General features: G+C 67.3%; 16 protein-coding genes, 1 tRNA gene and 1 CRISPR repeat array. All 17 genes read left to right on the top strand.

The window, feature by feature from the left end; genetic code table 11:
• Nucleotides 1-684: cell envelope integrity protein TolA (gene tolA / locus HF203_RS14365; RefSeq protein WP_168670790.1), on the top strand; the 684-nt coding region annotated here is incomplete at its 5' end.
• A 15-nt stretch (nucleotides 685-699) separates the two neighbouring features.
• Nucleotides 700-1,995 (top strand): Tol-Pal system beta propeller repeat protein TolB, encoded by a 1,296-nt coding sequence (gene tolB, locus HF203_RS14360; protein ID WP_168670789.1) that lies wholly within the window; start codon nucleotides 700-702, stop codon nucleotides 1,993-1,995.
• Between the two features lie 11 nt (nucleotides 1,996-2,006).
• The gene (gene pal / locus HF203_RS14355; protein WP_168670788.1) at nucleotides 2,007-2,540 is read left to right on the top strand and encodes a peptidoglycan-associated lipoprotein Pal; all 534 of its coding nucleotides are present in this window, start codon (nucleotides 2,007-2,009) and stop codon (nucleotides 2,538-2,540) included.
• Nucleotides 2,541-2,550: 10 nt separating this feature from the next.
• On the top strand, nucleotides 2,551-3,396 hold the full coding sequence (gene ybgF / locus HF203_RS14350; protein WP_168670787.1) for a tol-pal system protein YbgF: 846 nt from the start codon (nucleotides 2,551-2,553) through the stop codon (nucleotides 3,394-3,396).
• A gap of 44 nt (nucleotides 3,397-3,440) precedes the next feature.
• Nucleotides 3,441-3,516: transfer RNA gene (locus HF203_RS14345), tRNA-Lys, on the top strand.
• A gap of 439 nt (nucleotides 3,517-3,955) precedes the next feature.
• Nucleotides 3,956-5,053, top strand: a complete 1,098-nt coding sequence (cas7g, locus tag HF203_RS14340; protein WP_281349840.1) for a type I-G CRISPR-associated RAMP protein Csb1/Cas7g — start codon at nucleotides 3,956-3,958, stop codon at nucleotides 5,051-5,053.
• 1 nt (nucleotide 5,054) lies between these two features.
• Complete coding sequence (gene csb2 / locus HF203_RS14335; protein ID WP_168670785.1) at nucleotides 5,055-6,326, top strand: type I-G CRISPR-associated protein Csb2; 1,272 nt, start codon at nucleotides 5,055-5,057, stop codon at nucleotides 6,324-6,326.
• On the top strand, nucleotides 6,323-8,746 hold the full coding sequence (gene cas3g, locus HF203_RS14330; RefSeq protein WP_168670784.1) for a type I-G CRISPR-associated helicase/endonuclease Cas3g: 2,424 nt from the start codon (nucleotides 6,323-6,325) through the stop codon (nucleotides 8,744-8,746). Before csb2 ends, cas3g begins: the two co-directional genes overlap by 4 nt.
• Entirely contained in the window at nucleotides 8,737-9,543 is an 807-nt protein-coding gene (locus tag HF203_RS14325) for a type I-G CRISPR-associated protein, Cas3-extension family (protein ID WP_168670783.1), read from the top strand. Before cas3g ends, HF203_RS14325 begins: the two co-directional genes overlap by 10 nt.
• Nucleotides 9,544-9,708: 165 nt before the next feature.
• Nucleotides 9,709-11,906: direct repeats of the CRISPR family, unit length 35 nt; unit sequence GACACATCCCTCCCGCGGGAGGGCTTCGTTGAAGG.
• Between the two features lie 371 nt (nucleotides 11,907-12,277).
• Entirely contained in the window at nucleotides 12,278-14,272 is a 1,995-nt protein-coding gene (locus HF203_RS14320; protein ID WP_168670782.1) for a TonB-dependent receptor domain-containing protein, read from the top strand.
• 18 nt (nucleotides 14,273-14,290) lie between these two features.
• Complete coding sequence (gene cobN / locus HF203_RS14315; protein ID WP_168670781.1) at nucleotides 14,291-18,217, top strand: cobaltochelatase subunit CobN; 3,927 nt, start codon at nucleotides 14,291-14,293, stop codon at nucleotides 18,215-18,217.
• A 108-nt stretch (nucleotides 18,218-18,325) separates the two neighbouring features.
• Nucleotides 18,326-18,775, top strand: coding sequence for a MotA/TolQ/ExbB proton channel family protein (locus HF203_RS14310; RefSeq protein WP_246221799.1), 450 nt, complete (start codon nucleotides 18,326-18,328; stop codon nucleotides 18,773-18,775).
• A complete protein-coding gene (locus HF203_RS14305; RefSeq protein WP_168670779.1) occupies nucleotides 18,768-19,115 on the top strand; it encodes a DUF2149 domain-containing protein in 348 nt (115 codons plus the stop codon). Before HF203_RS14310 ends, HF203_RS14305 begins: the two co-directional genes overlap by 8 nt.
• Nucleotides 19,116-19,488: 373 nt before the next feature.
• A complete protein-coding gene (locus HF203_RS14300) occupies nucleotides 19,489-21,429 on the top strand; it encodes a sensor domain-containing diguanylate cyclase (protein ID WP_168670778.1) in 1,941 nt (646 codons plus the stop codon).
• 659 nt (nucleotides 21,430-22,088) lie between these two features.
• Entirely contained in the window at nucleotides 22,089-23,294 is a 1,206-nt protein-coding gene (locus HF203_RS14295) for a 4Fe-4S dicluster domain-containing protein (protein ID WP_168670777.1), read from the top strand.
• Between the two features lie 137 nt (nucleotides 23,295-23,431).
• Nucleotides 23,432-25,138 carry a single-stranded-DNA-specific exonuclease RecJ gene (gene recJ, locus HF203_RS14290; protein ID WP_168670776.1) on the top strand — a complete coding sequence of 569 codons (1,707 nt, stop codon included), beginning with the start codon at nucleotides 23,432-23,434 and terminating at the stop codon, nucleotides 25,136-25,138.
• Entirely contained in the window at nucleotides 25,135-25,677 is a 543-nt protein-coding gene (yjgA, locus tag HF203_RS14285) for a ribosome biogenesis factor YjgA (protein ID WP_168670775.1), read from the top strand. The genes recJ and yjgA overlap by 4 nt, the downstream gene beginning before the upstream one ends.
• Nucleotides 25,678-25,721 lie beyond the last annotated feature (44 nt).

Here is a 25,721-nt window from a genome sequence, read left to right as displayed (position 1 = left end):
GAGCGCCAGGCCGCCGCGGCCCGTGCCGAGGCTGAACGTCGTGCCGCGGCCGAGGCCGCGCGCCGTGAGGCTGAACGCCAAGCCGCTGAGGAGGCCGCCCGTCGCGAGGCTGAGCGCCAGGCCGCCGCGGCCCGTGCCGAGGCTGAACGTCGTGCCGCGGCCGAGGCCGCGCGCCGTGAGGCCGAACGCCAGGCCGCCGCAGCGCGTAGAGAGCAACTCGAACGCGAGGCCGAACTGCTCGCCGAGCGTGAACAGCGCCGTCTCGAAGAGGAGCTGACGCGCGAGACCGAACTGCTCGAGGCGCTCGAGGCGGAGGAGACCGCCCGTGCTGCGTCTCCGGGGACGGGGCGCGCGACGACGAGCGGCGGGGGCGGGGGCCGGGGTAGTTTGAGCAGCGCCGAGCAACGCCAGATCGATTACTACAAGGGCGTGATCGGGGACCGTGTCCGCCAGCACTTCTCCTATCCGCCCGGTATGTCCGAGGGGTTGAGCGTGGAGTTCGAGGTGCGGGTGACCTCGGCCGGTTACATCGTTCCGGGGAGTGTGGCGATGCTGCGTTCGAGCGGTACTCCAGCCTTCGATCAGGCCGCCCTCGCCGCGCTCTGGGGGGCCGAACCGCTGCCGGTGCCGACCGGGACGCTCTTCGACCAATTCCGTGAGTTCACCTTTACCTTCCGACCCTGAGCAGGGGACCGTGCCATGACCCGACTCATCCAAGCATCGCTTATTCTGTGCGTCCTCCTGGCGGGAGCCGTGCCCGGTGCCGCGCTGGCCCGGCTGAATATCGAGATCACCGGTGGCGTCGAGGCCGCACAGCCGATCGCGGTGGTGCCCTTCGGGGTTGAGGGCAGCGTGCCGGTTGATCCGGGGGCGGTGATCGCCGCCGATCTCGCCCGCACCGGGCGTTTCGCGCCCATGCCCACACGCGACATGCTCGATCAGCCGACCACGCACGAGGAGGTCGATCTGCGCGACTGGCGCCTGCTCGACATGAACAACCTGGTGATCGGGCGGGTGGTGCGCGAGGCCCAGGGGTATCGGATCAGCTTCAGTCTCTACGACGTCTTCCGGGGCGAGCGTCTCGCCGGGGCGACGCTGACGGCCACCGCTGCCGGGATGCGCAACGCCGCGCACCGTATCGCCGACCAGATCCACGAGGCCCTGACCGGTATCCCAGGGGTGGCTGCCACCCGCATTGCCTATATCAGCGCCACCGGTCACGGCGAGAACGCCCGCGTCACCCTGCAGGTGGCCGATGCCGACGGCTACAACCCGCAGGTGATCGTCTCCTCGACCGAACCGATTATGTCCCCGGCCTGGTCGCCGGACGGGCGGCGCATCGCCTATGTCTCCTTCGAGAACCGCCGTCCGGCGATCTATGTGCAGGAGTTGGCCAGCGGCCGACGCGAGCGGGTGGCGAGCTATCCCGGCATCAACAGCTCGCCGGTGTTCTCGCCGGACGGGCGGCGCCTGGCGATGACCCTGTCGAAGGACGGTAACCCCGAGATCTATGTGCTCGACCTCGACTCCCGGGCGCTCACCCGCCTCACCGAGCATTTCGCCATCGATACCGAGCCGGCCTGGTCGCCTGATGGATCGCACCTGGTGTTCACCTCAGGGCGGGGTGGGAGTCCGCAGATCTATCGTGTCTCGGCGCGAGGTGGACCGGTCACCCGAGTGAGCTTCGAGGGTGACTACAACGCCTCGCCGGCCTATGCCCCCGATGGTCGCTCGATCGCCATGGTGCGGCGGATCAACGGTGCCTTTCGCATCGCGCTGCTCGATGTCGAGCGCGGCTTCTCGCGCCTGCTCAGTCGGGGGCCGCTTGACGAATCGCCGAGTTTCGCGCCGAATTCGAGCATGGTAATTTACGCCACCACCCATGGCGGGCGCGCGGTGCTCGCCGCCACTGCCGTCGATGGCGGTGCCAATCAGCGTCTCACCCAGGGGACCGACCAGGTGCGCGAGCCGGCCTGGTCGCCCGCAGTGCAGTAAGGAGCAGCCTCATGCGCATTCATCCTTGGTCCCTGTTGCCCGGTGTCGTGCTGCTGGTGCTCGCTGGGTGCTCGACCACGCCTCGCCAGGGCGTCGACGGCGCGGCTGTCGACGGTGTTGCTGGCGCACCCGGCGCCACCGGGGCCGAGGTGGCAACCGCCGGGATCGATGAGGAGCGCGCTCGCTATGCCGGTCCCTGGGAGGATCCGGCCAGCCCGCTCTCCAAGCGTGTGATCTATTTCGATTACGACAACTCCGAGATCCGTCCCGAATACGTGGCGCTGATCCAGACCCATGCGCGTTATCTCGGTACCCATCCGCAGTTGCGCGTCACCCTCGAGGGTCACACCGACGAGCGCGGTACCCGCGAGTACAACCTCGCGCTCTCCGATCAGCGCGCCGACTCGGTGCGTCGCTTCATGCTCGCCGAGGGGGTCCAGTCCGATCAGGTCGAGGTGATCGGCTATGGCGAGGAGCGACCGGCCTCGCCGGGACACGACGAGGCAGCCTGGCGGCTGAATCGGCGTGTGGTCATCGAGTATTGAGGAGACGCCCATGCGAGTCCCGCAGACAGCCCGCGGCCCGCTTGCCGCGACCATCGCCCTGGTCCTGACCGGCATAGCCGCGCCGGCGCTGGCCGAGGCGCGACTCGAGGACCGGCTGGCGCGGCTCGAGCGCATGATCGAGCATCAGAGTGGTTCCGGTCTGCAGCTCCAGCTCCAGCAATTGCAGGCGGAGATGCAGGCGCTGCGTGGCCAGGTTGAGGTCCAGCAGTTCGAGATCCAGCGCCTCGAGCGCCAGCTGCGCCAGCAGTCACTCGCCCTCGACGCCAAACTCAACGGCGGTGCTGATCCATCCACCAAGACCGCCGCGCCGCCGCCTGCGCTCGAGGCCCCGGTCGACATCAATCGACCGGCCTCGACGCTCCCGCCGCCGGTGGCGAGCAGCGGTGGTCCCGGTGCCGGGGTCCCCTCGCTGCCGAGCCCGGAGACGGCGCTCGGCGACGAGCGCGATGCCTATGGCAAGGCCTTCGATCTGCTCAAGGCGCGCAAGTACGATCAGGCCCGCACTGCCTTCGCCACCCTGCTCGAGCGCTACCCGCAGGGGCGCTTTGCCGACAACGCTCGCTATTGGCTTGGCGAGACCTTCTACGTGCAGCGCGACTACAGTGCCGCGCTCACCGCCTTCGACGAGCTGGTGCGTCGCCATCCGGCCAGCGCCAAGGTTCCTGGCGCATTGCTGAAGATGGGCTACATCCACTTCGAACAGCGAGACTTTGAGCAGTCCCGCGCGCGCCTCGAACAAGTCATCGACAACTATCCCAACAGCACCGAGGCGCGCCTGGCCCGCGCGCGCTTGGATCGACTCGACGAGGTTGAGCGCGCCGGCGTTCGACGCTAGGGTTTACATCCTGCCACCGGGTTACGTATAATCCTCAGACTTTGGCGCCCTTAGCTCAGCTGGTAGAGCATCTGACTTTTAATCAGGTGGTCGCAGGTTCGAACCCTGCAGGGCGCACCAAATCGATCAAGAAAGGCGAGCACGTATCATCGTGGTCGCCTTTTTTGCGTCTCCTCCCTCGCTCTGCCCCCTATCCCGCCTCCCAATAGCGCGCCATCGCGTCAATGGTCGCATCCGCTCGCTCGTCTCGAGCGCGGTGATCTGTGGCCCGATGACGCGAAGACCTTGGTGTCACGGCCGGAGCCAAAGCAGGCATCGGGCCGATATTGTTGGCGGCCAGTTCAGGGGTGAGGACGAGGTGGCGGAGCCGGTACTGCGCGCCGTGGAAGCTGACTGTTTGGTGTACGGCACGGGGCCGAAGGGATGGTTGGGGGAAATGTAGAGTGTTGTCGTGGTAGTGCTGGGCATAGCGCTTGAACAAAAGACATTTTGACAACTGTGTACAGGGCTGCTTTATTTATGCCAGTTTGATGTAAAAGCTCACTAAGGGAGTTAAGTGATGGCCGACCTCTTGTCCGTTCTTCGTCAAGCCGTGCAGCAGTCTCCTGGCTTGCGCATCGGTGCCACGCTGAGCACGCTCAACGGAGGTCACCACCTCTTGCCTCCGACCTATGCCGATGCCCCATACGGCCACAACATGACCCAGCCAGACGAGCACGGGGTCGCCGCCTGGGTCAGCATCGACAGCGCCGCCTCGTTCGCCAACCGGGTCGAGGAACAGCTGCTGCGCTGTGGTCTGGACCTGGCCCCGGTGGCGGTGCAACTGCCCGACGGCACGCGTCTGTCGACGCTGCAGATGCCGCACCGCATCTTCGACGCCATCCTCCGCGACTCACAGCTCAATGGCACCCGTTTCGAAGACACCGAGATCGGCCGGGCGGTGTTCGGCGCCTCCCCGGTCGATGCGACGGGGCTGTTGCGTCACGACCCGGCGGTGTTGCTGCTCGGTGGCTGGGATTCCACCCGGTTGGGGCGTCGCGGCGGGCGGGAGCGGAAGTGGGCGGCGGCGCTCAGTGTCGAGATCACCGGCGCCGGGGCGCGCCCGGTGGCGCGCGCCGGCGGCCGACTCGACCCCCTGGGCATCCCCAGCGATGCCGCGACCATCCTCCATGAGGCGGGGGAGACCGATTATCAGCTGCTGCCCGAGGGCGAGCAGGCGCCGAGCGGTGCCGCGACCAAGCGCCCCTCGGAGATCAACCACGGCAATATCGCCCCGACCCTGAAGCCCAAGGGCGTGCTGGTCGACTCGATCGCGCTCAATGGCGTGCTCAGCCTGTCGCGGCTGCGTCGTTACCGCTTCGGGGATGACGAAGACGCCAATGTCGCTGCGCGAACCCTGCTCGCCTGCATGGGCGTCTACGGGGTTGCCGCCGTACTGGAGGACGGGCTCGATCTGCGGCGTGACTGCGAGCTGGTCGCCACCGAGGTGCACTGGTCGATCCCCGTCACCGGGTCGCCCGAGACGACCCCGCTGACGATCACCCGGGCGACGGCGCTGGAGGCGTTGCGCGCGGCGCGCGAGGCGGTCGCGCTCGCCGCGCCGGTGACCTTCGCCCCCGGCCCCAACCTGGAGCAGCTCATCGCGCGGAGTCGCTAGCATGCTGGCGCTGCACATGGATTTACTCAACGGGTGCTACCACGCCGCCGACCCGATGGCGCCGAGCGAGCCGGAGTGGCCCCCGGCGGTGGATCGGACCTTTCAAGGGTTGGTTGCCGGTGCCTACGAGAGCGGTCAGGACCCCGCGCCGCTACGTGTACTCGAGGGGGTGGCACCGGAGTTGCGCTTCGGCCCGGCGCGGCGCGCGCGTCATGGCACCCTCTATGTGCCGGCCGCCTACAAGGCCAAGCAGACCCGGGTGGCCAAGTACGACCCCTGCATGGTCGAGATTCGCGATCCGGTGGTGATGTGCTGGCCGGGTGTGCCCGCCGAGTTGCGTGCGCCGATCGCGGCGATTGCCGCCGAGGTCGATTATCTCGGGCGTGCCAAGAGCCCAGTGTCGTGCACGGTGCTCGATGAGCCGCCGGAGCTTCCCCGGCGCCTGGTGCCGGACGCTGACGGTGATCGATTCCTGCGTGTGCCCCAGCAAGGGCGGTTGGACGAACTCGACGCGGCCTTCGAGGCCGGGCTGCGAGCACCGATCGCACCGCTGGTGGCCTACGCCGATCCGCGCGCGCGTCCTCAGCCCTCGCCCTGGGGCGAGCTGCTGGTGCTGCGACCGGGTCGCGAACTCTCCATCCGCCGCGCCGCCCGGCTCGCCGCGGCACTGCGGGCCGCGGCGCTGAGCATCGCCGGCGATGACGCCTCGCCGCTACTGCACGGACACGACGGCGCCCACGCCGCCTGGTGCGTGCTGCCGCACGTCGGTCATCGGCATGCGCGCGGTCAGGTGCTGGGATTGGGACTGTGGTTGCCGCGTGGGGTCGACGAGGCCGCGCGTGCCCAGTGCGCCCTGGCGCTCTCCGGGGTGCGCCATCTCCAGGTCGACGGGATGCGGGTCGAGCTGTCGCGACAGCCCGCGCATCGGCCGCCGCCGGCCGGTCTGCGTCGCAACACCTGGGCGCGTGCCGCGACCCGCTGGGCGAGCGTCACCCCGGTGGTGCTCGACCGTCATCCTAAGAAGGGGGAGGCGGTGGAGCGGCTGATCGCCGATTCGGTGGAGATGGCCGGCTACCCGCGTCCGATCGAGGTGCGGGTCGGTCAGCAGGGTCCGTTCGCTGGCGTGCCGGTCGCCCGCGACTTCCGCCCGCGTGGTCGCCATCGCTGGATGCACGTGGCGCTGGGGTTCGATCGCGCCGTCGCCGGGCCGCTGCTGATCGGGCGCGAGCGTCACTTCGGCATGGGGCTGATGCGACCGGAGGACGGGGCATGACCACGACGCATGATCAGAGCGCCGAGTCGGTCGACTTCGATCGCTGGTACCGGCAGCGCCACGGCTATTCACCCTTTCCCTGGCAGTCGGCCCTTGCCGCGCGTGTCGCCGCCGGTGACTGGCCCGAGGCGCTGACCGCGCCGACCGGGTGCGGCAAGACCGCGATCATCGACGTCTGGCTGTGGGCGCGGCTGTGCGGTCACGGCGTGGTGCCGCGCCGCCTGGTCTATGTCATCGACCGGCGGCTGGTGGTCGATGGGGTCAGTGATTATGTCGAGCGGCTGATCGACTCCCTGCCGGTGTCCGATCGCCCCGGGCTTGCGCGGCTACGCGGCGGCATCACCATCGACGAGGACTGGCTGGCCGATCCGCGACGCCCGGCGGTGCTCGTCTCTACCATCGATCAGGTCGGCTCGCGGTTGTTGTTCTCCGGCTACGGCGTCTCGCCCCGGTCGGCGCCGATCCATGCCGGGCTGCTCGGCAACGACGTGCTGTTCGTGCTCGACGAGGTGCACCTGGCGCAGCCCTTCCTGCGCACGCTTGCGCGTATCCAGGCGTTGCGCGGTGAGGCGATCGCGTTGCCCTGGCGGGTGCTGGTGATGTCTGCGACCTGGACGGGCGAGCGCACACACGGGCTCACCGACGCCGATCTTGCGCACCCGGTGCTCGCCTCGCGGCTGCATGGCGCCAAGCCGGCACGGTTGGTGAAGCTGCGTAAGGACGCGCGGCGCGAGCGGGCGCTCGTCGACGAGGCGCGGGCGATGCGGGCGGCGGGGGCCGGGGTGATCGGCGTGGTCTGCAATCAGGTGGCGCGGGCGCGCGCGGTGTTCGAGGCGCTGCATGCCGAGGACGAGGCGGTGCTGCTGACCGGTCGGGTGCGCCCCGGTGATCGCGCCGCCTTGCTGGAGACGACTCTGCCCCGCATCGCGGTCGGTAGCCGCGAGGCGGGGCGCGCGCCGCTCTACGTAGTGGCGACCCAGACCATCGAGGTCGGCGCCGACCTCGATCTCGACGCGCTGGTGACCGAGTGCGCGCCGCTCTCGGCGCTGCGCCAGCGCGCCGGGCGACTCAACCGGATCGGGGAGCTGGCCTCCGCGCCGATGGCCATCGTCCATCGACTGGACAAGCACGATCCGGTGTACGGCCCGGCTGTCGACGATACCTGGCGCTGGCTCTCGAAGGTTGCCAGTGGCAAGCCCAAGCATGTCGACTTCGGGCTGGTGACGATGGCGGCGCTGATGGAGGCCGAGCCACCCCCGGAGGAGTCCGCGCCGGCCTCGCCGTTACTGCTCGATGCCCATGTCGAGATGCTCTCGCGTACCGGCATCCCCCACAGGATCGAGGTCGCCCCCTGGCTGCACGGCTGGGAACGGGGGACGCCGGACGTCTATCTGTGCTGGCGCGCCGAGCTGGCCGATCCGGACCCGAGCGCTGCACTGCGCCTGGCGCCGCCGATGCGCCACGAGCTGTTGGCCGTTCCCCTCCATGCGCTGCGTCGATGGAATGCCGACATCGCCGATGTCGAGGGCACGGTATCGGCGCAGCACCCGAGAGACACCGAGCGGTGGGGGAGGCCGCTGTGGCGTTGGGACGGCGAGGCGGTCAGCCGGGTGTCGATCACCGAGGTGCGCGTCGGCGATACCCTGATCCTGCCCCCCGAGGTCGGTGGCTGCGACCGTTATGGCTGGGCGCCCGATTCCTCGGCCACGGTGGTCGATCTCGGTGACGGCGAGCGGCGGGTACGGCTCCACCCCAAAGTCCATCCCGAGCTGGCCGAGGAGATTAGCGCCCTGCTCGACGCCGAGACGACTACCGCCGAACAGTGGCGTGCGCTGGCGCGTCGGGCCGGGCTGCAACGACCGGGACGGGTGTTTGCCCATGCACGCGGCTGCGTGGTGCTGGCCGAGTCGGCCTGGAGCAGTCACGGCGCCTCCAGACCCGTGGCGCTGGCCGAGCATTCGGGCGCGGTCGGCGCGCGGGTGGAGGCGTTCGCCCGTGGTGTCGGACTCGACGACGAGCTGGTCGACGTGCTGCGTCGGGCGGGCTGCGCCCATGACCTCGGCAAGGCCGATCCGCGTTGGCAGGCAATGGTCGGCGGTGACGTCGACGCCCCGCTGGCGAAGGGGCCGGGGGGCGATGATGGCTGGTTGACGCTACCGCGTGGCTGGCGACACGAGATGGCCTCGGCGGTGCGACAGCGCGAGCCGTTGCTGCGTCATCTCGTCGGGACTCATCACGGTCTGGGTCGACCTCTGCTGCCGTGCGCGCCGGACCCCGCGCTGTGGCGACGGCTCGACGACTGGCCCGAGGTGTTTGCGGCGCTGCAACGACGGTTCGGCCCCTGGGGGCTGGCCTATCTGGAGGCCTTGTTGCGGCTGGCCGATTGGAGCGTGAGCGAGGAGGAGCAGCGGTGCGACTGACGGCACTACGAGCGAATAACCCGGTGGCGGTGATGGCCGCCTACGGTGTCCTGCGCCTGCTGCCCGAGGCGCGCCTGCGCTGGCGCGATGTGCATCCCGAGCTGGAGTGCGAGGGCGATCCCGTCGCGCGCCTGGCGGCGCTGCTGCCGGCGCGACTGGCCGCGCCGGAGCACACCCGGCTGGATGATCCGCGCGACAACAATATTGGAGGTGTCGAAGGGTTCCGGCACCTGTCCGAGGAAATCCCGTCCGAGTGGCTGGCGGCCTATGCCGCCGAGTGCGCAGACGGTGTTCGCGATACCGGTCTGCTGCTGCTCGGGGGGCGGCATCGCTTCGTCGCCAATGCGCGCGATGTCATGGCCGCGCTGGCTCGGCGTGATGATGTCGGCGTCGCGATCCAAGAGGCGCTGTTCGGCCCCTGGCGCTACGCCGACAAGGTGATCGCCTGGGGCTGGGACGCGGCGGCGCGGATCGACCCCGCCGCCTCGCCCCGCGATGTCTCCAGCACCCCCAAGTTCGGCGTCGCCGGGGCCTATTGGCTGGCCTGGGAATCGCTGCCGCTGTGGCCGATGGTCAACGGCCGCACCGTCGGCATGTCACCCCGGGAGTGGCGCTATCCGGTCTGTGCCGAGTGGGTCGGGTGCGAGACGTTGCGCGCGCTGATCCTGGGCGGTGAGCAGTTGGCGCATCGGGAGCGCGAGGCGCTGGGGGTCACCTACTGGTCAGCGGCCCTGCTCAGTGGCGGCAAGTTCGGCAAGGTGCTCGGCTGGGCGCACCCCGCTGGTGCGCGAACCTGAAGTGACCGGCAAAACCCTAGGGGGTTCGCGCATGCATAAAGAGCTTTGAAAACAATACCTTGAGAGAATCGCCCTATGGGCGAACAAGATGGTGTATCGATTTTCCCTGGGGTTCGCGAAAATCAGGGAAATTTCCCTGTCTGCGAAGCAACTTGAGAGCATGCAGACACATCCCTCCCGCGGGAGGGCTTCGTTGAAGGCCAGGGGCGCGGCTGCTCGGGCGGGAGTACGCGGGACACATCCCTCCCGCGGGAGGGCTTCGTTGAAGGCGTCCGGGGCTGAGCTACAACACCACGCCTATCAGACACATCCCTCCCGCGGGAGGGCTTCGTTGAAGGGACCACACCGCAGGAGATCACGCATGAGACAAACGGACACATCCCTCCCGCGGGAGGGCTTCGTTGAAGGATATGGCGCGCCGTCAGCTCATCCGCCTACTGCGCGACACATCCCTCCCGCGGGAGGGCTTCGTTGAAGGGACGCGGTGTTGGTCGTCAAGCCCGGTGTACCAATAGACACATCCCTCCCGCGGGAGGGCTTCGTTGAAGGACCGTGATCGAGGGCGAGGACACGCACGCCGCCTCGGACACATCCCTCCCGCGGGAGGGCTTCGTTGAAGGCTGCCGGTGCGCGGCACCGGGGCGCTGCGCGCGCGACACATCCCTCCCGCGGGAGGGCTTCGTTGAAGGACGTCTCGCACACCCAGGGGGGCGCATCCGATGGGACACATCCCTCCCGCGGGAGGGCTTCGTTGAAGGAGAATAAAGGCAGTGTTCCGGAGGTGGTGATCACGACACATCCCTCCCGCGGGAGGGCTTCGTTGAAGGTTGAGCGTCACTTGACTACTCTCGAGTGACTCAACGACACATCCCTCCCGCGGGAGGGCTTCGTTGAAGGGCCCGACAACGCGGCCAATGTCGCGCTGGCTCATATGACACATCCCTCCCGCGGGAGGGCTTCGTTGAAGGAACGAACCGTCCCGCCCCCTCGAATGCGTGCTCTAGACACATCCCTCCCGCAGGAGGGCTTCGTTGAAGGCCCTCCTCCATGACCACCACATGACCACCCTCACGACACATCCCTCCCGCGGGAGGGCTTCGTTGAAGGATCAGGCAGCCTCACGGGGCTCGGCCTCGTGCGCCGACACATCCCTCCCGCGGGAGGGCTTCGTTGAAGGCTGGACCCGGTATCTCAGAACGGCCCCCATGCCCGGACACATCCCTCCCGCGGGAGGGCTTCGTTGAAGGGATAACTCATTTGGCGGACGGGGCGCTCAGAACGGGACACATCCCTCCCGCGGGAGGGCTTCGTTGAAGGACCGGCGGGCGCATCGGCGGCGACCAGGCCATCGACACATCCCTCCCGCGGGAGGGCTTCGTTGAAGGTACATGGCTCCAGGCGACCACAGCGAAACCTACCCGACACATCCCTCCCGCGGGAGGGCTTCGTTGAAGGGCCATCGCCGCGCTGCGCGGGCTCTATGCCGGCGGGACACATCCCTCCCGCGGGAGGGCTTCGTTGAAGGCAGGCTGACGCTCAGGCGCGCAATAGTGCCGGGACACATCCCTCCCGCGGGAGGGCTTCGTTGAAGGTTGCCGTTGGGCGAGTACAGGAACAGATTGCGGAAGACACATCCCTCCCGCGGGAGGGCTTCGTTGAAGGGAGAATCCGACACGGACCCCTCCAGACTCAGCCGAGACACATCCCTCCCGCGGGAGGGCTTCGTTGAAGGGAGAATCCGACACGGACCCCTCCAGACTCAGCCGAGACACATCCCTCCCGCGGGAGGGCTTCGTTGAAGGATGCTGGTGACCGAGCGCGGTCTGTCGATCCCCGCTGGACACATCCCTCCCGCGGGAGGGCTTCGTTGAAGGCCAGCCGGGGCCGGAGGCCGGACGCACGACAGAACGACACATCCCTCCCGCGGGAGGGCTTCGTTGAAGGTTGCCCTCTGCGAGTGAATCGAGACCCCCATCGATGACACATCCCTCCCGCGGGAGGGCTTCGTTGAAGGAAGGATATCTGGGGCAACGTCGCCATCCTGGCCTAGACACATCCCTCCCGCGGGAGGGCTTCGTTGAAGGTCCGGGCACCGGCCCGCTCGGTGAGGCGGGTATCGGACACATCCCTCCCGCGGGAGGGCTTCGTTGAAGGGACCTGATGATGCGGTCGGAGTCCGAGAAAGCGGAGACACATCCCTCCCGCGGGAGGGCTTCGTTGAAGGGTCCAGTTCTGGCCCCGCCCAGGGGAGTCGCCCTTGACACATCCCTCCCGCGAAAGGGCTTCGTTGAAGGCCGGTCAACTCTCACGGGGTGGTCGACACTGACGGACACATCCCTCCTACAGGAGGGCTTCGTTGAAGGATGCCGGTTTGTTGTTAGGACACCATACGTGAGTAGATTTCCCTCCTTCGGGAGGGCTTCGTTGCAGTGTTGCAGACGGTGCTGGCAGGTGAGTCGCTCGGTGCGAGGAGTGACAAGTGAAGAGGTGGCCTGTTGCGCTTCCTGTCTGCGGCGGGCTTAGCGGTGTGAGTTTTCCCTGTAGGGATCGGCGCGGTGGTGGGGTGAGCGGCCATCCGGCAAAGCGGTTGGCCGCGTGCGGCGTCGATGACTTTTTGTGTAAAATTTTGGAATTGATTATCATCTGCTTTTGAAGCCACTCGTTCCCGCTTAGCTCGGGCGAGCAGCCAGATGTCGTAGTTACCGCCTGAGGCGGTGGTCCCTGTGGAGACGATATGGCTGTACTGTTCGCCCCCGCTTTACCGGGCGCGCCGCTGTCGCTGGCTCGCGCTCGCTCTTCCCTGCTCGTTCTTGGCGCTGTGCTCGCCGGTCTGCTGGTCGCTGCGGATGGTCGTGCCGAGGCGGTACTGGAGCTGCCGTCGCTGGTCGTGACGGCGACCTTGAGTGAGCAGGAGGCCCGTGACGCGCCGGGTTCGGTTACCGTCATCTCCCGCGATGAGCTGGATGCAAGACCGGTGCGGGATGTCTTCGATGCGGTGCGTGACGTGCCCGGGGTGACGATCTCCGGTGTCGAGCGGGCGGGACGGCGTGTGATCAACATCCGCGGGCTCGACAGCAAGCATGTCTTGCTGCTCAACGATGGGCGTCGGGTGGCGGCGACCGACGAGTATTTCGGCCACTCCGATTATGGGTATGCCTGGACGCCGTTGAGCGATGTCGAGCGGATCGAGGTCATCCGTGGTCCGTTGTCGGCGCTCTACGGCAGTGATGCGATGGGCGGTGTCATCAATGTCATCACCCAGCCGGTTGGAGAGACCTGGCGCGGCGCGGTGCGAGTGCTGGGTGGTGTGGCCGAGCACGGGCGAGGGGGGGAGGAATACCAGCTCGGTACCTCGCTCTCCGGACCGCTGCTCGATGAGCGCCTGGGGCTCAGGATCTCGGCGCTGATGAGTCGGGTCGATGATACCGCGCTCGCGGATGATCCTCGCGTGTCGGAGCTGGAGGGCAGGGACGTGCGGGCCCTGACCGGTGCGTTGACCTGGGTCCCGGCGCCTGGTCATCGGATCGAGTTCGGCGCCCTCGGTGGTGAGGAGGAGCGCTGGCGGGATACCGATTACCGTGGTGGACCGCCGCTTCATACCAATCGCTATGATCTGTTCCGCGCGCAGTACTTCCTGAGCTATCGCGGAGAACTCGGTCCGGCGCGTCTCGCGCTTGATGGGTATCGCACGCGATTCGATGCGCGCAATCGTCCCGATGACCCGGGTGTTGCGCCAACCGCCCGGCAGTCCCTGGTCGAGGACGTCGTCAAGGGATATGTCACCTTGCCGTTGCTGGAGGGGCATGTCGTCACCCTCGGGGGCGAGTATCGCGAGGAGACGCTGCGCCATCCCGCCCTGACCCGGGGGGAGGACAGCGCTGATAACCGGGCGTTGTTCGTTCAGGATGAATGGAGCCTGCTCGATGATCTGACCCTGACGCTGGGGATGCGCTACGACGATCAGCGTTTCTTCGGCGCCGAGACCAGTCCCCGGGCCTATCTGGTCTATCACCTCAACCCGCAGTGGACGCTGCGCGGCGGCGTCGGCCAAGGCTTCAGGGCGCCGACGCTAAAGCAGCTATCACCTGAGTACAGCTTTGCCGGGGCGCATGGTTTTCGGGGCAACCCCGAGCTTCGTCCCGAGCACTCCGATAACTATGAGTTGGGTGCGGCCTACCAGGGTGAGGGCGTCGAGGCCAGCTTGATGCTGTTTCGCAACGACATCGATGACCTGTTGGCGAATCAATGCATCGAGCACTGTGATCGTCGCATCGGTCGGGTCTTCGAGCACATCAATATCAATCAGGCCCGCACCCAGGGGATCGAATCCTCGCTCGCGCTGACGTTGCCGCATGGGATCGGGCTGGCGGTCGACTACACCTATCTCGAGGCCCGCGACGAGACCAACCAGCGCCGCCTCGGGGGACGCCCGCGGGCGACCGGCGCCGTACGCCTGACCTGGGACCAGGCGCCCTGGGGACTCCGGCCGCAGTTGCGCGTCGAATATGTCGGCTCACAGGTGCTCTACGGCACTGGTTCGAGCCGCTACGACCTGCCCGACTACACCCAGCTCCATCTCAATGTCCGCAAGGACCTCGGGCCTGACCTCGAGGTCGCGCTCGGGGTCGAAAATCTCACCGACGAGAATCCGCTCGAGAAGTCCGCTGACTTCACTTACTCGGAGCGGGGTCGCTTCGTTTATCTCAGTTTGCAGGCGCAGTTCGACTAGCCATCCACGGAGGATTCCATGACTGGTCTCGGTCGCACTTGGTCTCCGGCCAAGTGGTTTTTGGTAGGTTCGATCATCGCATTGATCCTGGTGTCTCTGATCAGGGCGCCAACCCCTCAGGGGGCGGATACGCCGGCCTCGGATGTGTTGATCCTGAGCACCGATTTCGTGCTCTCCGGCAAGTTCGAGACGGTGACCGCGGCGGCCCGCGAGGCCGGGCTGCGGGTGCTCGTCCACAACCTCGATCAGGCCGCTGGCGAGGCGTTGTCGCCGCTGCTGGCGCAGACACGCTTGGTGTTGATCGATGCGCCTCGTACCAGTGACGCGCAACAGGTCCTCGGGCAGGTGCGGGGCGAGCTGGAGACGGCCGGGACTCCGTGGCTGCTCGTTACCGCCAAGGGACCGCAGTTCGGTCTGCTCGATGCCGAGCACGCCACGCGTCTCTATGACTATTACCGCCAGGGTGGGGTGAGCAACTTCGAGCGTTTGTTCGCGTATCTGCGTCATCAGCTGTGGGGGGAGGGTCTGGTCGATGTGGCGCCGCCGCTGATCTTCCCCGAGCACGGGATCTATCACCCCGAGCACCCGGATCTGGTGCTCGATGATCTCGATGAGTATCTCGCCTGGGTGGGGCCCGAGCGTGCCGCGACCCAACCCCGGGTCGGGGTGGTGATCTATCGGTCTGCGATCGCGAATGCACAAACCGATGACATCGACGACCTGGTGCGTCGGATCGAGCAGGCAGGGGCCCTGCCCGTGGTCTTTTATCATCCGATCATGCCGGGGTCCGGCGACCTGGATCTGGTCTGGTCACATGGTCAGGCGGCGATCGATGTGCTGATCAACTATCAGCTCATGTATCTGAGCAAGCGGAGTGAGGACTACGAGCGTCTCGGTGTGCCAGTGCTGCAGGCGATCCGTTGGCGGCGTGGTGATCGGGCCGACTGGGAGTCGAGCACCGAGGGCATCGCCATGAGTGGCGTGCCGTTCTATCTGGCGATCCCGGAGCAAGCCGGTCTGATCGACCCGCTGGTGGTGACCGCCGTCGAGGACGGTCGCCTGGTCGCCATCCCCGACCAGGCCCAGGCATTGGTCGACAAGGCGTTGCGGCTGGTTCGACTGGGGGCGACGGCGAATGCCGATAAGCGGGTGGCGGTGATGTTCTACAACTATCCGCCCGGGGAGAAGAATCTGGCCGCCTCCTTTCTCAACGTGCCACGTAGCCTGGCGCAGTTGAGCCGTTCCCTGGCCGAGGCCGGCTATCGGGTCGAGCCGGTCGATGAGACACAGATGACGACCGAGGCCCCGGCGTTGCTCGCCCCCTTCTATCGACCCGAGACGCTGACGCGCTTGCTCGATCAAGGGTTGGCCGAGCGCCTGCCGATGGCCGATTACGAGGCCTGGTTCGCGACCTTGCCTGCGCCGGTGCGGGAGCGGATCGAGGCGCGCTGGGGACCAGCGCGCGAGAGCCCGATGGTGATCGAGGAGGCGGGCGCGGCCTTCTTCGTCATCCCTCGCATCCAACGGGATCGGCTCGTCATCCTGCCCCAGCCGCCGCGTGGACAGGCCGGTGAGTCGGCCGAGCGATCCATCTATCACGACACGCGTGTCCCGGTGAATCATTTCTACCTGGCGAGCTATCTCTATGTGCGCGAGTCGTTCGGTGCCGATGCGCTGATCCATTTGGGGACCCATGGCACTCAGGAGTGGATGCCGGGTAAGGAGCGAGGCCTGTCGATCGCTGATGACCCCTATCTGGTGCTCGGGGATCTACCCGTTGCCTATCCCTACATCGTCGACAACATCGGCGAGGCGGTCCAGGCCAAGCGCCGCGGGCGGGCGGTGACCGTGAGTCACCAGACCCCACCCTTTGCGCCGGCCGGATTGCATCAGGCGCTGATGCCGATACACGACCTGCTCCACGAGTGGGCGCTGCTCGACCAGGGCGCGGTCAAGCAGCAGACCGAACAGGCAATCATCGACGAGGCCCGGGCGCTCAATCTGCTCGAGGACCTGAGCTGCTCGGCCGCCGATGCCGCTGCGGATTTCATCGCCTTCGAGCGTGCGCTTCACGACTATCTCCACGACCTTGCTCAATCGGCGCAGCCGCTGGGTCTCCATACCCTGGGCCAAGCACCGGAGCCGAGTCAGCGGCTGATCACGGTCATGCAGATGCTTGGCGACGAGCTTTATCGCCTGTTGCCACTCGATGCGCCCGACGAACTCTTCGTCGATGACTATCAACGCCTGACCGAGAGCGCGCCCTATCGCTTTCTCGAGCGCCACCTGCTTGACGGGGAGCCGGTCGAAGACGAACGGGCGGCAGAGTTGGTCGAGCGGGCTGGCGAGTATTACGCCAAGCTCGCGGCTGCCGACGAGTGGGCGGGGCTTGCCACCGTCCTCAATGGCCGCCATCTGGCGACGCGTTATGGCGGCGACCCGATCCGCAACCCCGAAAGCCTGCCGACAGGGCGCAATCACTACGGCTTCGATCCGTCGAAGTTGCCCACCGAGCAGGCCTATACCGCCGGCGGTGCGGCGTTGGCGACGCTGATCGAGACGCACCGTCGAGAACAGGGTCAGGCGCCCCGCAAGCTCGCCTTTTCGCTGTGGTCGATCGAGGCGATGCGTCACCTCGGGGTGCTCGAGTCGCAGGTCTTCCATGCCCTGGGGGTACGTCCGGTCTGGGATCGCAGTGGCCGCATCACCGATGTCGAGGTGATCCCGCGTGCCGCGCTGGGTCGCGCGCGCATCGATGTGGTGGTCTCGGCAACGGGCCTGTATCGCGATCACTTTCCGCGGCTGATGGAGTTGATCGCGCGGGCCGTCGCCCTGGTCGCCGAACTCGACGAGCCGGACAATGCGGTGCGGATCAACACGCTGGCGTTGGAGCAGCGTTTTCTCGCTGAGGGGATGGCGGCAGACGAGGCCAGGGAGCTGGCCCTGACCCGGGTCTTCTCCAGCCAGAGTGGCGCCTATGGCACGAATCTCGATGCGGCGACGCTCGCCTCCGATACCTGGGAGGACGAGGGTAAGCTGGCCGAACTCTATCTGCAGCGTATGCAATACGCCTATGGTCCGGAGCGCGCGCATTGGGGACGCACGCTCGATGACCTGAACCTCTATGCCGAGCAGCTCAAGGGGGTCGAGGGAGCGGTGTTGGCACGCTCGTCGAACCTCTACGGCATGCTCTCGACCGATGATCCGTTCCAATACCTTGGTGGGTTGGCGCTCGCGGTTCGTCATCTGACCGGGCAGAGCCCCAGCCTGTACATCAGCAACCTGCGCGACCCCCAGGCGCAGGATCGCATCGACTCGGCGGCCCGCTTCCTCGCCACCGAGCTGCGCGCACGCTATCACCATCCGCAATGGATCGAGGCGATGCAGGCCGAGGGCTATGGCGGCACCCTGAACATCGTCGACACCCTGAACAATTTCTGGGGCTGGCAGGCGACGGCGCCCGAGATCGTCCGTGATGACCAGTGGCAGACATTCTTCGAGGTCTATGTCGAGGATGCGCTCGGGCTCGATCTCGATGAGTGGTTCGAGACCCACAATCCAACCGCCCTGGCCCAGGTCGTCGAGCGGATGCTGGAGGCGGTTCGCAAGGATTACTGGGAGGCCAGCGAGGAGACCCTCTCGACCCTGGTCGAGGTCTATCAGGATGCGGTCGAACGTCATGGCTACCAAGCGGCAAGCAGCCAGCTCGAACCTTATGTGCGTGATCTCGTCGCTGGCTTCGGACGCGAGGGACGGGTGCCGCCCGATGCCGAGGCGGCCGCGGGCAGGCCGACCCCGGTCAGCGGGCAAGTGCTGACACCCCAGCAACCTCATGAGGCCGCCTCGGTGCCGCCGGCCCAGGTTGCCTCCATGCTGCTCTTGCTGATGGCGGTCACCGCCGGTGGCGCATTGCGGCAGTGGCGCACGGCGCACGAGTTGGTCTGAGCGGCGGCGCGGGGCGCGAGGCGTATTGCGATTGGACCGCCCCGAGCGACTTCACCTCTTGTTCAAACCGATAGCGAGTCAATCTCTATGCAAGCCCTGGAATCCTTGATGTACCAATTGGCGCAGCTGTTCCTGGCGCCGGTCCTGTTGATCATCCTGGCGCTGTTCCTGTTCGCCTTTTACAACCTCGGCAGTTTTGCGATGGAGGCCTGGCAGCGGCGACGTGGACTGGTCTCGCCACTGCACCGACACTGGCAGCACCGTGGTGGCAGTTGCGAGGACCTGGAGTTATGGATCCTGCGGCGTCTGGAGGCGCTGCGTCTGGCGACGCGGACCGGGCCGATGTTGGGGCTGGTCGGCACCATGATTCCAATGGGGCCGGCGTTGATGTCGCTGACCGAGGGCAATGCCGCTGGTGTCAGCGAGAACCTGGTCATCGCCTTCGCCGCCGTCATCGTCGCCTTGATCGCAGCCTCGATCTCCTTCTGGGTGTTGACCGTGCGCCGGCGCTGGCTGCTCGGCGACCTGCGCGCGCTGGAGGAGCAGGGACATGTCTGAACGGGCATTGCGGCGTGGCCGACAGCGTCGTTATCTAGAGGCTGAAGAGGCGGATGATCCCGTGCTCTCGGTGGTCAACATCGTCGATGTCTTTCTGGTCATCATCGCCGTGCTCGTGATCATCCTGTTGCAGAACCCGCTCAGCGCGCTGACTCAGGATGAGGTGGTGGTCGTCGTCAACCCTGGTGAGGACGATATGCAGATCCTGATCAAGGAGGGGCAAACCATGACCCAGTACGAGTCCAGCGGTGCCATCGGCGAAGGGCAGGGGATTCGCGCGGGCATCGCTTATCGGCTCGCCGATGGCAACCTGATCTATGTCCCCGAGGGGGATGAGTAATCACGGTTTGTGGTGGTATATCGGGTGCGGCGAACGAAACGGCACTGGATAGGCCTCCCCGTGCGTCGCGCTCGACCCCCTGCAGGATCATCGACGCCCTGCCCATTCTCCGTCTACCTTTGCTTGCCCCTTTCATCCGCCAGGGTTTCTCCAGCGTCAACGCCCGGTATACTGAGTAACACTTCGATTGCCAGTCATCGCGGGGCTGGTCTGTCATGGATGGACTCCAGTGCGCGCCGGTTGTTGCCGTGTGTGATCCCGTCGTGGCTGAGTAGGGATGGCGTCCGTCCTCGCTGCGGGAGACGGCGGGCGCGCCAAGGATAGAGATGACCCGATGTCTCGAGCCGATTTTGCGATACGGGGCCGGCGCTGCATGGATGATCCCGAACAGACCGCGCGGGCGGTACGAGCGGCCCTGCGTGGCGATGTCGGTGAGCTGCCGCCGGCACCGGCGGCGGCGGTCAAGCTGCTGCGCTTGGCCAATGACGATGACAGTGATGTTGCCGCCATCGCGCGGGTGATCGAGACCGAGCCCGCGCTCACCGCGAGGGTGCTGCAGGTGGTCAACTCCGCCTTCTACGGCTTCCCGCGTCGCATCCGCTCGATCTCGCGGGCGGTCACCCTACTGGGGTTCTCGGCGGTGCGCCAGGCGGCGCTGCACGCGCTGTTCTTCGACGACGTGGTCGGGCGTGCCGGCAAGGGCGGGTTCGATCGCATCTATTTCTGGCAACACTGTCTGTTGGTGGCCATCCTCAGTCGGAGCATCGGGGTGCGAATCGGCCACCCCGACCCCGATGCGCTCTATGCCGCCGGGCTGCTCCACGATCTCGGTAAGGTGATCCTCGAGACCCATGGACGGGTGCGCTACAGCGATTTCCTCGCCGCCTCGACCAACTCCGGTAACCCCATCCGTGACGACGAGCAGACCTTCTTCGGGGTCTCGCACGATCAGGTCGGTGCGGTGGTGTGCGAGGACTGGGAACTCCCGGAGCTGATCTGCCGAGTGCAGTCGTTGCACCACTGTGCGATCACCGACAGTGGTCTGGAGGAGGCGCGGGCACGCGAGGTGGCGATCGTCTCCTTGGCCGACTTCATCGCCTGGACCCAGGGGATCGGCTCGGTCGATCTGGTCGGTTGCCCGCTGCTCGCCCCCGAGGTGCCGATGCTGGTGACGGTCGATCAGCTCGAACTGCCGGAGCTGCTCGAGCAGGCCGATCGCGAGGTGACCGAGATCGGTGGCTTCTATGGTGTCCGCTTCCCGTCGGTGATGCAGCTGCGCGCCAACATGGTGAGCACCGCCATCGGGTTGTGTCGACACGATGCGCCGCCGCGCCCGTACGGCAGGCGCAACAGCCATACCGCGCCACACCACAGTCTCGATCCCGACGAGTTCATCCCCAGTACCCTGGAGGCGCTCCAGACCGAGTTCGGGGTCGAGCAGCTGTTGATGATGCAGATCGAACCCCGCCGGCGCAGTCTGATCGCCACCCATGCCTTGCCGTCGGCGTTGCTGGTGCCGGTCGAGCTGAGCATCCCGGCGCTGGCCGGCGATCTGGTGCACGGATTGCGCGCCCGACGCCCGGTGTTGGTCCCGGAGAGCGAGGAGAATCGGCCCTTGCTCCAGCAGTTGGGGTTGCGGCAGGCCGCGGCGGTGCCGGTCCTCAACAATGGTCGGATCCTCGGTCTATTGTGGATCGGCGGTGGCGAGCAACCGTTGGCGCCACGCCTGCTCGAAGAGGTGGGGGTGGTGGCCGGCGAGCTGGGGATTGCGCTCGAACGCAGTCGCTCCTTTGCGCGCGAGCGCGCCCGGGCGCAGATCGATGCCCTGACCCGGCTACACAATCGCAGCATGATCGACGAACATCTCGATCAGACCTTCGTGCATGCCCGTGAGTCGGGCCGTGGCTTCGCCCTCGGGCTGCTCGATATCGATCGCTTCAAGGCGTTTAATGATCGTTTCGGACACCAGACCGGCGACGATGTGTTGCGGATCGTCGCTGATACCATGCGGGCGCTGACCCGCCCGAGTGATTTCCTCGCCCGTTATGGTGGCGAGGAATTCCTGTTCGTGCTCCATGACACCGGTGGCAGCGGCGCGCTGGGCTATGCCGAGCGTATTCGCCAGCAGATCGAGCGTCGTGGCCAGCTCCTCGGTGAGCGCTTCGTTGGTCATCGTCTCACCGCCAGCCTCGGGGTGGCGCTCTACGATCCCTCGCAACCGGATCCGAAGGCGCTGATCAAGGCCGCTGATCGCGCCCTTTATCGCGCCAAGGAGCGCGGCCGCAATCGCGTGGTCGCGGCCTGGATGGAGTAGGGTCCCAGCCGCCAGCCGCCAGCCGCCAGCCGCCAGCCGCCAGCCGCCAGCCGCCAGCCGCCAGCCGCCAGCCGCCAGCCGCCAGCCGCCAGGATTGAACTGCAAAGGCGCGAAGCGCGCAAAGTGAATGATGTGTGATGTCGGCGGGAGGCCACAGGCGACGCGGGTCCGCACCCACTGGCGGCTGATCGCTGGCGGCTTGGCTCCCTTTGCGCCCTTGGCGCCTTCGTGGTTCAAACCAGCCTCCAGTCGCGTAGGTTGGGTTAACCGTCCGTCCACCATGCCATCGACGAGCCGGTGGCGTTCGTCGACGGTTAACCCAACATCGGGGCACGCTCACAGCGCTTCGAGGCATGAACCGCGAAGGCACCAAGGACGCGAAGGAAGCGCGCGCGAGCCGGGCAAGGCGCAGCGGGCCTGGTGCAAAGCACCGCCAGTCACCGGCTGGTATCGTGCGCCACTGGAGGCTGGAGGCTGGAGGCTGGAGGCTGGAGGCTGGAGGCTGGAGGCTGGAGGCTGGAGGCTGAATCCCTCATCTTCACCGTTGCGTCCTTGGCGCCTTCGTGGTTGGTGTCTCCGCTAGCCACTCCGGCCCTTTGAGCCGGCGTGCTGCGACGTGCTCCAATAGCCGCTCGTCTCCCTCGACTCTGGAGCCCGCCATGGGCCATCTGGCCGGTAGCAAGTCCTCGCTGATCCCGCTGATCGATCGTCTCAACCAGTATCCGATCGGATTGGTCGACAACGCGCACCTGCGCGAGATCCTGTCGATCCTGTTCTCGCCCGAGGAGGCGCGGGTCGGCGCCGCCTTTCCGCTGCACGAGGCCACGCTCGAGGAGTTGGTCGAGCGTACCGGGACGCCCGCCGAGGCGCTCGCGCCGGTGCTCGAGTCGATGGCCGACAAGGGGCTGGTGATGGACATGGACTATGCCGGTCACACCTATTATCTGTTGGTGCCTGGGCTGATCGGCTTCATGGAGTTCACCTTCATGCGTCGGCGCGCCGACACCGAATTGCCGCTCGAGCGTCTGGCGCAGCTGATGTCGGAGTATCTGCACGAGCAGGGGCGCGGGGGCCAGCCCGCCGAGTTCTTCGGCAGCCCCACCCAGCTCACCCGCGCCCTGGTCTATGACGAGCACGTGCCGGTGAACTCGCGCATCACCTCTTACGAGGACGCGCGCGCCATCCTCGAACAGGCCGACTATCTCGCCGTCACCCTCTGTTACTGCCGCCACAAGAAGGAGCACCTCGGCGAGCACTGTCGCAAGGGCGCACCGGTCGAGGACATCTGCATGGTGCTCGGCGAGGGCGCGCGCTTCCTGGTGCGCCGGGGCTTTGCCCGCGAGTGCGACCTGCCGACCATGCTGGAGAAGCTGGAGCTGGCGCGTTCGCTGGGGCTGACCCACGTCACCGACAACGTGCGCGAGCAGCCCTCCTTCCTCTGCAACTGCTGTCGCTGCTGCTGCGAGTTGATGGCGGGGGTGCAGATGGGCTTCAGCGACGGTATCGCCAAGACGCCCTTCCTCGCCGAGATCGACCCCGAGCGCTGCGACTACTGCGGGGCCTGCTTCCCGGTATGTAACGTCAAGTGCATCGGTCTGGCCGAGGGGTTGCGCGGGGTGGCGCGCGCGCAGCGGCATGCGGCGATCGACCCGGCGGTCTGTCTCGGCTGCGCGGCCTGTCTCGACGCTTGCCCGCAGGGGGCGATCACCCTGGTGGCGCGCCCCAATCCGGCGACCCCGCCGCGCGACAAGGGGCGGATGTTCGCTCGCATCCTCTGGGAGAAGGGGCGGCTGTGGCCCTTCGTGCGTGACCGGGTGGGGCAGGGCGTGCGGCGGCTGCTCGACCCGGGGCGTCGATCCGGCTAGTCTATGACGTTTGCCAAAATCCCGGTCCTCGGGGCGGTCGTGCCGTCCGGCCTCTACTCGACGGGTGCGTCGCGCCCGATCGTTGAGGATGACGATCGAGTCCCGAGTCCCGTCCCTTGCCGTCTTGTCGTTCGTCCATGACCCAACCGCAGATCCGTCGCCGTGGTGGCGACGCCCCCTTCGTCGATGTCCACTCGCCCGCCGAGTTGCTCGCTCGGCTCTATGCGCTGCGCTCGGGTGAGGCCCCGCCCGGGCTCGGGGCGCTGGCGCCCTTTGCCGCGCTGCGTGGGCTCGATGCCGCGCTCGAGACCCTGGAGGGGGCGTTGCGTGATGGTGCTCACCTGCTGGTGGTGGGCGACTACGACGCCGACGGCGCTACCGGCACCGCGCTGGCGGTACGCGGGCTGCGCGCGCTCGGCGCGGCGCGGGTCTCCTATCTGATCCCCAGTCGTTTCGACTTTGGCTACGGGCTGAGCCCGGCGGTGGCCGAGGCCGCGCACGCGCTCGGCCCGGATCTGCTGATCACCGTCGACAACGGCATCTCCAGCGTCGCCGGGGTGGCGCGGGCACGCGAGCTGGGGCTGGCGGTGCTGGTCACCGATCATCACCTGCCGGGCGAGCGATTGCCGGAGGCGGCGGCGATCGTCAATCCCAATCAGCCCGGTTGCGATTTCCCGAGCAAGGATCTCGCCGGCGTCGGGGTGGTCTTCTATCTGCTGATGGCGCTGCGTGCGCGTCTGCGCGAGCGCGGCTGGTTCGGCGCCGGGCGCGCCGAGCCGAACCTGGCGACGCTGCTCGATCTGGTCGCGCTCGGCACCGTCGCCGACGTGGTCACCCTCGATCGCAACAACCGCATCCTCGTCGAGCAGGGGCTCAGGCGCATCCGCGCCGGGCACTGCGGCCCCGGGGTGCGCGCGCTGCTGCGGGTGGCCGGGCGTGACCCGATGCGCGCGAGCGCCACCGATTTGGCCTTCGCCGCCGCGCCCAGGCTCAACGCCGCCGGTCGGCTCGAGGATATGTCGGTCGGGGTCGAGTGCCTGCTCAGCGACGATGCCGAGCGGGCCAGTGCGCTGGCCCAGCAGCTCGATGCGATCAATCGCCGCCGGCGCGAGATCGAGGGCGAGATGAAGGCCCAGGCCGAGACGGCGGTGCAGGCGCTCGATCTCGCCGAGGAAGGACTGCCCGCGGCGCTCTGCCTGTACGGTGCGGACTGGCACCAGGGCGTTTCGGGGATCGTCGCCGCGCGTATCCGCGAACGCTATCATCGCCCGGTGATCGCCTTCGCCGACGGTGGCGACGGGCTGTTGCGCGGCTCGGCGCGCTCGATCGAGGGATTGCACGTGCGCGATGCCATCGATCGTGTCGACCAGGCCGAGCCGGGGCTGATCACGCGCTTCGGCGGTCATGCCATGGCCGCCGGGCTGAGCCTGCGCGCTGAGGCGCTCGAACCCTTCCGCGCGCGTTTCGCGGCGGTGGTCGGGGAGATGCTCGGGGGCGTGACGAGCGGTCCTGAGCTGGTCTCCGACGGCCCGCTGCCGGCGCGGCTGCTGACCCTGGAGACGGCCGAGACGCTACGCCTCGGCGGTCCCTGGGGCAAGGGCTTCCCGGAGCCGTGCTTCGACGGCGAGTTCGAGGTGTTGCAGGCGCGGTTGGTCGGCGAGCGTCATCTCAAGCTGCGCGTGGCACCGCCCGAGGGTGGCGCGATCGAGGCCATCGGCTTCGATCAGGCCGAGCGCCTCGCGCTCGCACACGGACGGGTGCGTCTGGCCTACCGGCTCGACGTCAACGATTATCGGGGCCGTCGGAGCCCGCAACTCATCCTGGAATCAGTACAACCGATATGACCACAGATTACGATCTCACCGGCCCCGAGACCGAGGAGGGGTTCGAGCTCGATCAGGACCTCGGCCCGAGCAAGAGCCAGGTCAAGCGCGAGCGCCAGGCGCTGCAGGCACTCGCCGAGCGCATGGTGGGGATGCCCCGTGCCGAGCTGCTGCGACTGTCGCTGAGCGAGGCGACCTGGGCAGCGATCGACGAGACGCCGCGGATCAAGGATCTGCGCGCGCGCAAGCGTCACTGGAAGCGGATCGCCAATCTGCTCGAACGCGAGGACATGGACGCCGTCCACGCCCTGCTCGACGAGGCCGACGCGCGCGAGCGCGCCGCCTCCGCGCGTCATCACGAACTCGAGCGCTGGCGTGAGCGCCTGATCGCCGAGGACGCGGCACTCGGCGCGTTCATCGACACCTGCCCCCAGGTCGATCGTCAGCACCTGCGTCATCTTGTGCGTGCGGCGCGGCGCGACACCGAGCAGGGGCGCCCCGAGGCCCCGCGCAAGCTGTTTCGCTATCTGCGAGAGGTCATGGACGCCGCCGCCGACTGAGCGGGATACTGCGCGCGCCCCTTTGGTCCGGCAGCCGCTGCCCG

The organism is Marichromatium bheemlicum, from assembly GCF_012276755.1.
Taxonomy (GTDB): domain Bacteria; phylum Pseudomonadota; class Gammaproteobacteria; order Chromatiales; family Chromatiaceae; genus Marichromatium; species Marichromatium bheemlicum.
This window is presented reverse-complemented; position numbering and strand designations above follow the sequence as displayed.